The 12822-nt window shown below is 57.7% G+C and carries 18 protein-coding genes; all 18 read right to left on the minus strand.

Annotated elements, in window-relative coordinates; translation table 11 throughout:
* Window positions 1-6: 6 nt before the first annotated feature.
* The 18 genes from nuoK to ABJP42_RS19795 all read right to left on the minus strand — a co-directional run bounded on the left by nuoK (window position 7) and on the right by ABJP42_RS19795 (window position 12699).
* Window positions 7-312, minus strand: coding sequence for an NADH-quinone oxidoreductase subunit NuoK (gene nuoK, locus ABJP42_RS19710; RefSeq protein WP_009808916.1), 306 nt, complete (start codon window positions 310-312; stop codon window positions 7-9).
* Window positions 309-875, minus strand: coding sequence for a hypothetical protein (locus ABJP42_RS19715; RefSeq protein ID WP_348343492.1), 567 nt, complete (start codon window positions 873-875; stop codon window positions 309-311). Before ABJP42_RS19715 ends, nuoK begins: the two co-directional genes overlap by 4 nt.
* Window positions 872-1474 carry an NADH-quinone oxidoreductase subunit J gene (locus tag ABJP42_RS19720; RefSeq protein ID WP_348343494.1) on the minus strand — a complete coding sequence of 201 codons (603 nt, stop codon included), beginning with the start codon at window positions 1472-1474 and terminating at the stop codon, window positions 872-874. Before ABJP42_RS19720 ends, ABJP42_RS19715 begins: the two co-directional genes overlap by 4 nt.
* On the minus strand, window positions 1471-1902 hold the full coding sequence (locus ABJP42_RS19725) for a carboxymuconolactone decarboxylase family protein (RefSeq protein WP_348343496.1): 432 nt from the start codon (window positions 1900-1902) through the stop codon (window positions 1471-1473). Before ABJP42_RS19725 ends, ABJP42_RS19720 begins: the two co-directional genes overlap by 4 nt.
* Before the next feature lie 127 nt (window positions 1903-2029).
* Window positions 2030-2527 (minus strand): NADH-quinone oxidoreductase subunit NuoI, encoded by a 498-nt coding sequence (gene nuoI, locus ABJP42_RS19730; RefSeq protein WP_122075207.1) that lies wholly within the window; start codon window positions 2525-2527, stop codon window positions 2030-2032.
* Between the two features lie 2 nt (window positions 2528-2529).
* Window positions 2530-3567 carry an NADH-quinone oxidoreductase subunit NuoH gene (gene nuoH / locus ABJP42_RS19735; protein ID WP_348343498.1) on the minus strand — a complete coding sequence of 346 codons (1038 nt, stop codon included), beginning with the start codon at window positions 3565-3567 and terminating at the stop codon, window positions 2530-2532.
* 6 nt (window positions 3568-3573) lie between these two features.
* Window positions 3574-3963 (minus strand): YNQ4 family lipoprotein, encoded by a 390-nt coding sequence (locus ABJP42_RS19740; RefSeq protein ID WP_348343500.1) that lies wholly within the window; start codon window positions 3961-3963, stop codon window positions 3574-3576.
* Entirely contained in the window at window positions 3960-5978 is a 2019-nt protein-coding gene (gene nuoG / locus ABJP42_RS19745) for an NADH-quinone oxidoreductase subunit NuoG (protein ID WP_348343502.1), read from the minus strand. The genes ABJP42_RS19740 and nuoG overlap by 4 nt, the downstream gene beginning before the upstream one ends.
* Window positions 5979-5981: 3 nt before the next feature.
* Window positions 5982-6404 carry a DUF5333 domain-containing protein gene (locus tag ABJP42_RS19750; RefSeq protein WP_348343504.1) on the minus strand — a complete coding sequence of 141 codons (423 nt, stop codon included), beginning with the start codon at window positions 6402-6404 and terminating at the stop codon, window positions 5982-5984.
* Window positions 6405-6502: 98 nt separating this feature from the next.
* Window positions 6503-6850 (minus strand): hypothetical protein, encoded by a 348-nt coding sequence (locus tag ABJP42_RS19755; protein ID WP_348343506.1) that lies wholly within the window; start codon window positions 6848-6850, stop codon window positions 6503-6505.
* Between the two features lie 17 nt (window positions 6851-6867).
* Entirely contained in the window at window positions 6868-8166 is a 1299-nt protein-coding gene (nuoF, locus tag ABJP42_RS19760) for an NADH-quinone oxidoreductase subunit NuoF (RefSeq protein WP_348343508.1), read from the minus strand.
* A gap of 6 nt (window positions 8167-8172) precedes the next feature.
* Window positions 8173-8412 (minus strand): DUF5337 domain-containing protein, encoded by a 240-nt coding sequence (locus ABJP42_RS19765; protein WP_348343510.1) that lies wholly within the window; start codon window positions 8410-8412, stop codon window positions 8173-8175.
* 54 nt (window positions 8413-8466) lie between these two features.
* Window positions 8467-9639, minus strand: coding sequence for an NADH-quinone oxidoreductase subunit E (locus ABJP42_RS19770; protein WP_348343512.1), 1173 nt, complete (start codon window positions 9637-9639; stop codon window positions 8467-8469).
* Complete coding sequence (locus ABJP42_RS19775) at window positions 9639-9974, minus strand: hypothetical protein (RefSeq protein ID WP_348343514.1); 336 nt, start codon at window positions 9972-9974, stop codon at window positions 9639-9641. The genes ABJP42_RS19770 and ABJP42_RS19775 overlap by 1 nt, the downstream gene beginning before the upstream one ends.
* A complete protein-coding gene (locus tag ABJP42_RS19780) occupies window positions 9971-11182 on the minus strand; it encodes an NADH-quinone oxidoreductase subunit D (protein WP_174214194.1) in 1212 nt (403 codons plus the stop codon). Before ABJP42_RS19780 ends, ABJP42_RS19775 begins: the two co-directional genes overlap by 4 nt.
* Complete coding sequence (locus ABJP42_RS19785; RefSeq protein WP_348343516.1) at window positions 11182-11787, minus strand: NADH-quinone oxidoreductase subunit C; 606 nt, start codon at window positions 11785-11787, stop codon at window positions 11182-11184. Before ABJP42_RS19785 ends, ABJP42_RS19780 begins: the two co-directional genes overlap by 1 nt.
* A gap of 22 nt (window positions 11788-11809) precedes the next feature.
* A complete protein-coding gene (locus tag ABJP42_RS19790; RefSeq protein ID WP_027239745.1) occupies window positions 11810-12343 on the minus strand; it encodes a NuoB/complex I 20 kDa subunit family protein in 534 nt (177 codons plus the stop codon).
* Window positions 12334-12699, minus strand: coding sequence for an NADH-quinone oxidoreductase subunit A (locus ABJP42_RS19795; protein ID WP_348343518.1), 366 nt, complete (start codon window positions 12697-12699; stop codon window positions 12334-12336). The genes ABJP42_RS19790 and ABJP42_RS19795 overlap by 10 nt, the downstream gene beginning before the upstream one ends.
* Window positions 12700-12822 lie beyond the last annotated feature (123 nt).

Consider the following 12822-nt stretch of genomic DNA (forward strand, 5'->3'; position numbering starts at 1 on the left):
GATGCTTTAGCCCTTCATCATATTGATGTCTTCCACGGCGATGGTGCCGCGGTTACGGAAGAAGCAGACCAGGATCGCCAGACCAATAGCGGCCTCTGCGGCGGCCACGGTCAGCACGAACAGGGTAAAGACCTGCCCCACCAGATCCCCAAGGAAGCTGGAGAAGGCCACAAGATTGATATTCACTGCCAAGAGCATCAATTCGATGCTCATCAGCAGGATGATCACATTCTTGCGGTTCAGGAACAGCCCGAAGATGCCGATGACGAACAAGGTCGCCGCGACGGTGAGATAATGTTCAATGCCGATCATGAATTCGCTCCTGCCGTATTCGGATAATAGTGTTTACAGCCGCAGCTGAAGTCATACGCATGTTCGGGTTCCCGAGTCGTATTGGAGATACCAATGACTGTGCCACTGATTGACACGATGTCGGCATTGATCATTCGCGCTTGCTTGGCCAATTCCTTTATCTCAACCAGTGTCAAGTGTTGAGCAGAAGCTGCCGAAGATTCGACGCTCGCAGAAAGGACCGCAAAGGGTTCAGATGCGAGAATTGCTTCTTCTTCTTCAGTCATTGCCCCAGCATAGGAACTTGGGCCAAAAACAACCGCCTGGGCCTTCGAACAATCGGAAACGATCTGGCTATGAGCATTGCCACAAGCTGTTCCATCATAGAACAACTGCGACACAAAACCCTTTCCAAGGTCTATGGCATCAGAAAGTCCTTCCGAACCATATTCATTGGCAAAATGCGTAACACCGCAGATCCCGTTCTTTTCGGAATAAGCGCGTTCATTTGGCGCGGGGGAACAGGCCACCGCCGCAGCCGAACTTAGGCAGAACGCAAGAATTGTTGGAATCCCTACTTTCACAGCCCCTGCCCCGGTTTGATGTCTTTCAGTTCCATGGCCTTGGCCGGGTCGCGCGACATTTGCAGCATCACGTCTTGGCGTTTGACATCTTTGCGATGGCGCAGGGTCAGGGTGATGGCGCCAATCATGGCGACCAGCAGGATCAGACCCGAGAGCTGGAACAGAAGAAAGTATTGATCATAGATGATAAGGCCCAGGGCCTCGGTGTTGTGTTGGTCCGTAGGGGTTGGCTGCGCCAGCTGTTCTGCGGCGCCATGGGCCACTTCCCAGGAACCAAAGGCCATTACGAACTGCATCAGGATGACCAGCCCGATCAGCAGGGCCAGCGGCATGTATTGCGCCATCTCTGCCTTGAGGGCGGCAAAGTCCACATCCAGCATCATCACCACAAAGAGGAACAGTACCGCGACTGCGCCCACGTAGACGATGACCAGCAGCATGGCGACGAATTCCGCCCCCAGCAGCACAAACAACCCGGCCGAAGAGATAAAGGCCAGGATCAGCCACAGCACCGAATGCACCGGTTGACGGCTGATCACAGTGAACAGCCCGCCGGTGATGGCGCTTATGGCGAAGAGGTAGAAGGCAAAAACGCTCATGTCTCATCGTCCCTTTTGTCGCCCATGACCTCTTGCGCCAAGTCCAGCGCCCGGTTCATGGCCGGGATGCCGGCAAAGACCGACATCTGTCCGATCGTTTCAACGATCTCTTGTTTCTTTGCACCCGCTTCAACAGCGTGGCGTACGGTTTGACGCACAGCAGTATCTGCCTGAGCGCCCTGGCATGTGAGCCCAGCCAAAGTGAGCAAAAGCCGGGTCTTGGCATCCAGACCATCCTTGTTGACGGCCTTGCCAAACATCATTTCCATGACCTCTTTGGGCATGGTTGGCCAAAAAGCCTCGAACCCTTTCATTGACATGGGGTCCAGACCTGCCGCCAGATCAGGGTTCATGGATTTCACCATCTCCTGATACTGGGCCTGCGCCTGGGCCATCATGGCCTCGAATGGGTTTTTGGGGTCGGTCATTGTAATGCCCCCTCGTCCGTGACGCTTGCGGAACGGACCGCGCCTGACCTTCCCCACGGGAAGGCGCTTTGCTCCTTCCCAAGGTCAGACCCGGCCCTGATCAGGTCCATATGCTCCGCAAAACAGCTCATCGGTACGGCGCGTCGATTTCGAGGTTGCGGGCAATCTCGGCTTCCCAACGTTCGCCATTCGCCAAGAGCTTGTCCTTGTCATAGAACAGTTCTTCGCGGGTCTCGGTGGCGAATTCAAAATTCGGCCCCTCGACAATGGCATCCACCGGGCAGGCTTCCTGGCAGAAACCGCAGTAGATGCATTTGGTCATGTCGAGGTCATAGCGCGTGGTACGGCGCGAACCATCTTCGCGGGGTTCCGCGTCAATGGTGATCGCCTGCGCCGGGCAGACCGCTTCGCAGAGCTTACAGGCAATGCACCGCTCTTCCCCATTGGGATAACGACGCAGGGCGTGCTCACCGCGGAAACGCGGGCTAAGAGGCCCCTTTTCATGCGGGTAGTTGATGGTCGCCTTGGGGGCAAAAAAGTACTTGAGCCCCAGTTTGAAGCCAACCCAGAAATCCTGCAGCAGGAAATACTTGGCGGCGCGGGTATAATCGATCTGGTTTGTCATGATCAGCCTCCCACAGTCCAGCGGGCGAAGATGCCCCAGAACCAGTCAAATTTGGCAGCAAAGGCAACAAAGACCACCCAGAACAGCGAGAAGGGTAGAAAGACCTTCCAGCCAAGGCGCATCAGCTGGTCATAGCGATAGCGCGGGGTGATGGCTTTCACCATTGCAAAGAGGAAGAAGAAGAAGGCCATCTTGCCGACCATCCACAGCACGCCATCCGGCAGGCCGGGAATTGGCGACAGCCAACCACCAAAGAACAGCAGCGAGGTTAGCGCGCACATCAGGAAGATGGAGATATACTCACCCGCCATGAACAACAGGAAGGGCGTTGCCGAGTATTCCACCTGGTAGCCCGCCACCAGTTCGGATTCCGCTTCCGGCAGGTCAAACGGCGGGCGGTTGGTCTCTGCCAGACAGGAGATGAAGAACAAGAAAACCATAGGGAAATGCGGCAGCCAGTACCAGTTGAACAGGCCGGCATTGCCATCCTGGGCACGGACGATGTCGCCAAAGTTCATGCTGCCGGTAGAGATGATCACCCCAATGATGATCAGGCCGATGGAGACCTCATAAGAGATCATCTGCGCTGCGGAGCGCAGGGCGCCAAGGAAGGGATACTTCGAGTTCGATGCCCAGCCGCCCATGATGACGCCGTAAACCTCAAGCGAGGAGACCGCAAAGACATAGAGGATCGCCACATTGATGTTTGAGAGCACCCAGCCATCGTTGAAGGGGATCACCGCCCAGGCTACCATGGCCAGCACAAAAGAGGTGAGCGGCGCCATGATAAAGACGGTGCGATCGGCCCCTGCCGGGATCACCACCTCTTTGACCACATATTTCAGCGCATCGGCCACCGATTGCAGGATGCCATAGACCCCCACAACGTTTGGCCCACGGCGCATCTGCACCGCCGCCCAGATCTTGCGGTCCCCGTAAACGAGGAACAACAGGGAGATCATCACAAAGGCCACAACTGCAAGCACTTGCGCCAGTATCAGTACAGCAATGCCGCCTGGGGTGTTAAAGAATTCAGCCATAGGTCCTCACACCGTAGGTATTCCGTTTGCCTCGCAGTTCGCCACCACGACTTCGGCGTCGATGGTGCGCAATCCGCGCGGTAGGGAGGGCGAAATCGTATAGACCGCGTCAGCGACCTGATTGCCACCCTCTTGTTTCATTGTTGTGCGCACATGACGCGCAAACCCGTATCCCCGGATCAACGCATATTGTGCAGCCGCACATTCGGCATAGTCATCCACATCCGCGCCCGAACGGGCTCCGGTCATGGTCACGTGAAATTGCACCAGATCGCCTTCCAGCAGACTGGTCTGAACCCCTTGGTAATCGGGATCAAAGGCCGCGTCAGCTGGGCCGCCGGGAACCGGGGCACAGCCCGCCAGCGTCAAAAAGGATATGATTGCAGCGCGGATCACTCGGCCGCAATCTTGTCTGCCCGGCGGGCTTTGGCATTGGCCGAGAGCTCCGCCATCACCTGGGAGGCACGGGCAATCGGGTTGGTCAGGTAGAAATCCTTGACCGCAGGCAAGAAAGCCGCCTTGCCAAGCTTGTCCAGCGTCAGTGCATCGCCTGTGTTTTCGGCAACCTGATCCACCTTGGCCAGATGCGGGACCTCTGCCACCAGGCTTGTGCGCAGCTGTGCCAGCGAGTCATAGGCCAAGGTGGCCTCCAACTCGGCGCTGAGCGCGCGTAGGATGGCCCAGTTTTCCTTGGCCTCACCTGGGGCAAACCCGGCCCGCATCGCCAGCTGTGGGCGACCTTCGGTGTTCACGAACAAACCATTTTCTTCGGTATAGGCCGCTCCCGGCAGGATCACATCAGCGCGATGGGCTCCGCGATCGCCATGGCTGCCCTGATAGATCACAAAGGCACCAGCTTCGATCTCGACCTCATCCGCGCCGAGATTGTAGATCACTTCGGCGCCCTCAATGGCCGCTGTCATGCCGCCTTCGGTCACCGCACCGATGTCCATGGCGCCAACACGAGCGGCAGCGGTGTGCAGAACCAGCAATTTCGAGCCGGTATCGGCGGCAAATTTCTGTGCATGGGCCAAAACTGCCAGACCATCCGCTTCACGCAGGGCGCCCTGGCCGACGATAACAAGAGTTTCCTTGCCCTCGGCACCAGAGTGATCCCCCTTGTGCAGCGCTTCCAACGCAGCGCGGTCAGATCCGAGATGCGCATAATCATAGGTTAGGTCAACGGCTTCGCCAACCAGACCAACGGTTGCGCCATTGATCCAGGCCTGACGAATACGAGCATTCAGCACCGGAGCTTCATTGCGCGGATCAGTGCCGATCAGCATGATCGCCTTGGCGCTGTCGATGTCTTCGATCGCGGCGGTGCCAACATAGGCCGCCCGGTTGCCAATGGGCAGGCGGGCATTATCGGTCCGGCATTCCACCTTGCCGCCCTGCCCTTCAACCAATTGCTTGAGCGCAAAAGCGGCCTCAACCGAAACCAGATCACCGATCAGGCCCGCGACCTTCCTGCCCTTCATGGCAGTGGCGACGGCATTCAGCGCTTCGGGCCAGGAGGCGGGCTTCAGCTTGCCGCCTACGCGCACATAAGGGCGATCCAGACGCTGGCGGCGCAGACCATCCCAGACGAACCGGGTCTTGTCCGAGATCCATTCCTCGTTCACCCCGTCGTTGTTGCGCGGCAGGATCCGCATCACTTCGCGACCCTTGGTATCCACCCGGATGTTCGACCCAAGCGCATCCATCACATCGATGGTTTCTGTCTTGGTCAGCTCCCAGGGGCGGGCGCTAAAGGCATAGGGTTTTGAAGTCAGCGCGCCAACCGGGCAAAGATCGATGATATTGCCCTGCAGGTTGCTGTCCAAGGTCTCGTTCAGATAGCTGGTGATCTCTGCGTCTTCGCCGCGACCGGTCTGGCCCATCTGGGTGATCCCGGCCACCTCGGAGGTGAAGCGCACGCAGCGGGTACAGCTGATGCAGCGGGTCATCGCCGTGGAGACAAGCGGGCCGAGGTTGAGATCATCCACCGCCCGTTTGGGTTCGCGGAAGCGGGAGAAATCAACGCCATAAGCCATGGCTTGATCCTGCAGGTCGCATTCGCCGCCCTGGTCGCAGATCGGGCAATCCAGCGGGTGGTTGATCAGCATGAACTCCATCACGCCTTCGCGGGCCTTCTTGACCATGGGCGAATTGGTCTTGACCACCGGTGCCTGACCTTCGGGGCCAGGGCGCAGGTCGCGGACCTGCATCGCACAGGAGGCGGCGGGCTTGGGCGGGCCGCCTACAACCTCCACAAGGCACATGCGGCAATTGCCGGCAATCGACAGACGCTCGTGGTAGCAAAAACGCGGGATTTCCACCCCGGCCTCTTCGCAGGCCTGGATCAGGGTCATCGCCCCGTCCACCTCAATCTCGGTTCCGTCAATGTTGATCTTGCGGAGGTCAGACATGGTCTATTTCGCCCTCAGTAACACGCCGATCGCGCTGTTTTTCTGTATTTCTGCACGACCAAACGCACAGAATGTTTCTGGTTTTTGGTATGAGACGCCGCGGGCCGAGAGCAGTTTCTCGCCTCTGGCCCGCATCCGGGCCTTTTCAACGTCGGATTCCACATAGGCTCGGATTTCTTTGTCCGCATAGCCCAGTTCATTGGCCCGCGCGCGCAAACGGCGCAGCTCACCAATGCCTTTGAAAATACGCGCCCCTAGGCTGTCGCAATGGTCCGCAACTTCCTTGGCCATGGCAATCGCAAACAGCGGCTCTTCGATCTCTGCGACCTTCCGCAGCGATGGCTTGGCCGTGGCTGCCATGGGTAAGGCCAAAGCCGTTGCGACAACAGTGGCAATCAGCGGGGATTTCATTTGGGCATGTTTCATCTGTCTCTCCTGAAGTTTGGAGAGGCCAGAACGCCCAAAAGCAGCAGCGTTATTCAATAACGCCCCTGCCAATCGGCTAGAATATGCCCAAAATCCGCTCACGGGTTGCAGGTCCCCCGCAGCACAGCATTGTCCCCATCGCGCGGCAGTGGTGCGTCTGGATCTTCAAGATCCAGCTGCCAGTCGATCTTGGAGGTGCCGTAGTTCTCAATGCAATATGCGGTACCGGCAAAGCGCATGGCTTCGCGTGCACCAACAGGCGAAGAGGCCACATCGTAGACTTCGGCCTCAAACAGGGCGCGCGTCACTTTTTTGTCGACGACAGAGGCCTTGGTGCGAAAGGCAACACCATCAAACACCGGACGAGAATCCTTGTCGCTGCAGCCTGCAAGCAGGCCCGCAGATACCAGCGCCACCGTCAGTATTTTGACATTTCCAATCATCATCCGTCCCTTACGTCCTGTTATTCTGCGGCAATGGCGCTTTTGCGGCCAGTTTTCTGTACCTTTATTCGGTCTTCGATCTCATCGCGGAAGTTGCGGATTAGGCCCTGAATCGGCCAGGCAGCCGCATCGCCAAGGGCGCAGATGGTGTGGCCTTCGACCTGTTTGGTCACATCCCACAGCATATCAATCTCTTCCAGATCCGCCTCGCCTTTGACCAGGCGATCCATCACCCGCATCATCCAGCCGGTACCTTCGCGGCAAGGCGTACACTGGCCACAACTTTCGTGTTTGTAGAACTTGGCCAGACGCCAGATCGCCTTGATGATATCGGTTTGCTTATCCATGACGATCACCGCCGCCGTCCCCAGGCCGGAGCCCAGCTCGCCGCGCAGGTAGTCAAAATCCATGATCGCATCGCGCATGTTTTCGCCGCGCACGCAAGGCACAGAGGAGCCGCCCGGGATCACCGCCAGCAGATTGTCCCAGCCGCCGCGAATGCCACCGCAGTGCTTCTCGATCAGTTCTTCAAAAGAGATCGACATGGCTTCCTCAACAACACAGGGGTTGTTGACGTGACCCGAGATGGCAAAGAGTTTGGTGCCTGCGTTATTAGGCCGACCAAAACCGGCAAACCAATCGGCGCCGCGGCGCAGGATAGTGGGAACAACAGCGATGCTTTCGACATTGTTCACGGTTGTAGGGCAGCCATAAAGGCCTGCGCCCGCCGGAAAGGGCGGCTTCATCCGGGGCATGCCCTTTTTGCCTTCGAGGCTTTCGATCAGCGCGGTTTCTTCGCCGCAAATATAGGCGCCAGCACCATGGTGCAGGAAAACATCAAAATCCCAGCCAGAGCCCGCCGCGTTCTTTCCCAGAAGGCCCTTGTCGTAGCATTCATCGATGGCCGCCTGCAGCGCCTCACGCTCGCGGATGTATTCGCCGCGAAGATAGATATAGCAGGTATGGGCCTGCATCGCGAAGCTGGCAATCAGCGCGCCTTCAATCAGCGTGTGCGGATCATGGCGCATGATTTCGCGGTCTTTGCAGGTACCGGGTTCGGATTCATCTGCGTTGATCACCAGATAAGAGGGGCGACCATCGCTTTCTTTGGGCATGAAGGACCATTTCAGCCCAGTAGGGAAGCCCGCACCGCCACGGCCCCGCAGGCCAGAGTCCTTCATGGTCTGGATAATCCAGTCACGCCCCTTGTCGATGATCCCGGAGGTGCCATCCCAATGGCCTCGTGCCTGCGCGCCTTTCAGGGTGCGCTCATGCATACCGTAGAGGTTGGTAAAGATCCGGTCCTGGTCCTTCAGCATGTCTGCCTACCCTTGGTTTTCGTTTTTACTGGCCTGACGCATGCGCCAGAGTTGCATAATGTTGACCACCGCATAGATCAGCCCCGCAAGCGCGGCAAAATCAAACAAGAGCGCGTAGCGGCCAGGCATTCCAACAGCCGGGCCTATGAACAGGGTCAGGGCCAACCAGGCCAGCATGGTTCCGGCAATCACCAATGAGATGTGCCGCCCCTTTGCTGCGATAGCCCTATCCATGTCTGCGCTCATTCAGGTCCTCATGTTCACGCCCTGCCCGCCCCTGAACCGGAGCGGTCAAGTCACTTATTCGTCGTCGTAACGGCCGTCTTTTTTGGCCTGTTTGGCAAAATCCGTCTCGTCGCCTACGGCCAGTTTGGCCGCCTGGGCGATCCAACCGTCGCGCTCAATGCGGCCCTTGAACTTCAACCGACTGTCGACCCAGGCCACTTCGGCCGCGCCCCAGGCAGCAATCTGGTCAAAGTGGAAAAAGCCCAGATCATTCAAGGTCTGTTCCAGCTTGGGGCCGACGCCTTTGAGCAGTTTCAGATCATCCGGCAGACCACCGCGCGCCTCTTTCAGCGTTTCAGGCTCGGCCTCTGCAACCTCAGCCGCCGGGGCGGCTTCGGCCTTGGCGGCAGGTTTCTTGGCTGCAGGCTTCTTGGCCGCCGTGGGCTTTTTGGCCTCTTCCACCTGTTTGGCAACAGGTTTTGGTACCTCGGGTGCTTTGGGCGGCTGCGCCGCTGCGGCGCGACCGGCGACTACACCATCCTTGCCAACCCAGGGGGTCAACAGCGGAACTTCGTCGCCCTGAATGCGTTTGACGCTGTCGCCTATGTCCACCGCCAGTTGGGCAGAGGCATTATACTGGGTTTTGCCACTGTCATATTCGCTCAGCGTGGAGAGGCCGGATTTGGGCTCTGCAGCGTAGCGACCGTTCTGCGGACCGGGAACCACGGCTTTGCCAGAGGCCAGATCATCCAGCATCTGGGCAAAGCCTGCGGCGGTGAGATCCTCGTAATAATCCTTGCCGATCTGCGCCATGGGCGCATTGGTGCAGGCCCCCAGGCACTCCACCTCTTCCCAGGTGAATTTGTCATCCGCTGACAGGGTAAAGGGCTTTTCGGCGATCTTATCCTTGCAGACCGCAATCAGATCCTCGGCACCGCAGATCATGCAGGACAGGGTGCCACAGATCTGCACATGCGCCACCGAGCCGGTGGGCTGCATCTGGAACATGAAGTAGAACGAAGTGACCTCGAGCACGCGGATATAGGCCATGCCCAGCATATCGGCGATATATTCAATCGCCGGCTTGGAGACCCAGCCTTCCTGCTCCTGTGCCCGCCACAGAAGCGGGATCACCGCCGAGGCCTGACGGCCTTCGGGGAATTTGGTCAATTGCGCCTCGGCCCATTTCTGGTTCTCGGCTGTGAAAGCAAAGCTTTCGGGCTGTTCAGAATGCAAACGGCGCAGCATCAGTCTGTCGCCTCCCCATTGGCTATAGTTACTGTTCTAGCTACGGAAAGCTGGCATTCAGCATTGCCGACAATCCCACCTTTGCCTTTCGCAGAAAGCACCAAAGTGTAGTCAAGAGTGTTCAAAACACGAGCGACTTGCGCCTCGGCTTCTCGCAACAAGGCATTGCACTGCGATTGTTCGAACTCCGGCGACGAAACTGCATTCACCAGATTCTGCACTGCGGCTTCAACCTCAGTCTGGCCGTCAGGCGCAGATGAGGTCTCTGTGGCGCTCACCTGCGCAAGCGAGGCAGAGCTGCACATCAACAAAAAGAGAACTGCCGCAGACTTCACCGGTCAATCTCTCCAAATACGACGTCCATGGTGCCGATGATGGCAGCGACGTCGGCCAGCTGGTGGCCTTTTGCAACGTGATCCATGGCTTGCAGGTGCAGGAAACCCGGCGCGCGGATTTTGCTGCGGTAGGGTTTGTTGGACCCATCCGCCACCAGATAGACGCCGAATTCGCCCTTGGGGGCTTCAACGGCGGCATAGACCTCACCGGCGGGCACGTGGAAGCCTTCGGTATAGAGCTTGAAGTGGTGAATGAGGCTCTCCATCGAGGTCTTCATGTCACCACGTTTGGGCGGGGTCAGCTTGCCACGGGCTAGAACATCACCGGTGGCTTCGCGCAGTTTAGCGGTGGCCTGACGAATGATTGACAGCGACTGGCGCATCTCTTCCATGCGCACCAGATAGCGATCATAGCAATCGCCATTCTTGCCCACGGGGATTTGGAAGTCGAATTCGTCATAACATTCATAGGGCTGCGCGCGGCGCAGATCCCAGGCCATGCCGGAACCGCGCACCATGACGCCAGAGAACCCCCAGTCGAGGATTTCTTGCTCAGTAACAACACCAATATCGCAGTTTCGCTGCTTGAAGATGCGGTTCTCGGTCAAGAGCCCATCAATATCCGCCAGCACTTTGGGGAATTCCAGCGCCCAGAGGTCGATATCATCGAGCAGATCATCCGGGATATCCTGATGCACACCACCGGGGCGGAAATAGGCCGCGTGCAGACGAGCGCCACAGGCACGCTCATAAAAGCACATCAGCTTTTCGCGTTCCTCAAAGCCCCAGAGTGGCGGCGTCAGCGCGCCCACGTCCATGGCCTGAGTGGTCACGTTCAAAAGGTGGTTCAGAATGCGGCCGATCTCGGAATACAAAACCCGGATCAAGGAGCCACGGCGGGGCACCTCAACGCCGGTCAGTTTTTCAATGGCCAGACACCAGGCATGTTCCTGGTTCATTGGCGCCACATAGTCCAGCCGATCAAAATAGGGCAGGTTTTGCAGATAGGTGCGGCTTTCCATCAGCTTTTCGGTGCCACGATGCAGCAGGCCAATGTGCGGATCACAACGTTCTACGATTTCACCGTCCAGCTCCAGCACCAGACGCAGCACGCCATGGGCCGCCGGGTGCTGCGGGCCAAAGTTGATGTTGAAATTGCGGATTTTCTGCTCGCCGGTCTGGGCGTCGTCAAATTTGGAGCCGTCCATTATTTTGCCCCCTCTTTTTCATCACCGGGCAGGATATATTCAGCCCCCTCCCAAGGAGACATAAAATCAAACTGCCGATATTCCTGTACAAGGTTCACCGGCTCATAGACGACGCGCTTTTCGGCCTCGTCATAACGGACTTCGGTATAGCCCGTGGTGGGGAAGTCCTTGCGCAGCGGATAGCCGCGGAAGCCATAGTCGGTCAGGATGCGGCGCAGGTCCGGGTGGCCGGAAAACAGGATGCCGAACATATCAAAGACTTCGCGCTCAAACCAGTTGGCCGAAGGATGCACATCAACAATCGAGGGCACCATGTCGTCTTCGCGCACGGAAACCCGCAGGCGAATGCGCTGGTTCCGGTACATCGACAGGAAATGATAGACCACATCAAACCGCTTGCCGCGCTCGGGGTAGTCTACGGCTGTGATATCCACCAGCGAGGAAAACTTGCAGTTGCTGTCGGTTTTGAGGAACTCGACCAGACCGGCGATATTTGCCGGGGCCACATCGATGTTCAACTCATCAAAAGCCACTTCCCAGGACAGGACACAGTCTGGGCGTTTGGCTGCGATCTGAGTACCAAGTTCTTGCAGTGCTTCAGTCATTTTGTCTCTCCAGCCAGATCGCTTAGCGCACCAGGGTGCCGGTACGGCGGATTTTGCGCTGCAGCTGCATCAGCCCATAAAGCAGGGCCTCAGCAGTGGGCGGGCAGCCCGGCACATATATATCGACAGGCACGATCCGGTCACAGCCGCGCACGACGGAATAGCTGTAGTGGTAGTAGCCGCCACCATTGGCACAGGAGCCCATCGAGATCACATAGCGTGGCTCGGGCATCTGGTCGTAAACCTTGCGCAGCGCCGGGGCCATCTTATTGGTCAGGGTACCCGCAACAATCATCACATCCGACTGACGCGGAGAGGCGCGCGGGGCAATGCCAAAACGCTCAGCATCGTAACGCGGCATCGAGGTATGCATCATTTCAACCGCACAGCAGGCCAGACCAAAGGTCATCCAGTGCAAAGAGCCTGTACGGGCCCAGTTGATGATATCTTCGGTAGAGGTCAGCAGAAATCCCTTGTCCTGCAGCTCTGCATTCAGCGCCTGGGTGGCGACTTCCTTGTCAATCCCAGCGGTATTGGCTCCGGTCATCACTCCCATTCCAGAGCTCCCTTTTTCCACTCATAGGCAAAACCAATGGTCAGGACGCCCAGGAACACCATCATCGACCAGAAGCCAGTATCGCTCATATCCTTGAAGCCAACGGCCCAGGGAAACAAGAAGGCAATTTCCAGATCAAAAATGATGAAAAGAATCGACACCAGGTAAAAGCGCACGTCAAATTTCATACGGGCGTCATCAAAGGCGTTGAAACCACATTCGTAAGCGCTGACTTTTTCCGGGTCCGGATTGCGTACGGCCAGCACAACTGCCGCCAATACAAGAACAATTCCTAGGCCGATCGCGACGACCAGAAACACCAAGATCGGGAGGTATTCCCGCAACATCTCTTCCACGAGTGGCTCCTTTCCGAGCGCGCGGATTCTCGCGCGCCGTCAATTGGCGTGTTGACTTGCGCATGTGTCTACTCGCGCACCCCCTCAGCGTCAACCAAACCAATGGTGAAGAAAGAGGCTTTC

Source organism: Pseudophaeobacter sp., assembly GCF_039971195.1.
GTDB lineage: Bacteria > Pseudomonadota > Alphaproteobacteria > Rhodobacterales > Rhodobacteraceae > Pseudophaeobacter.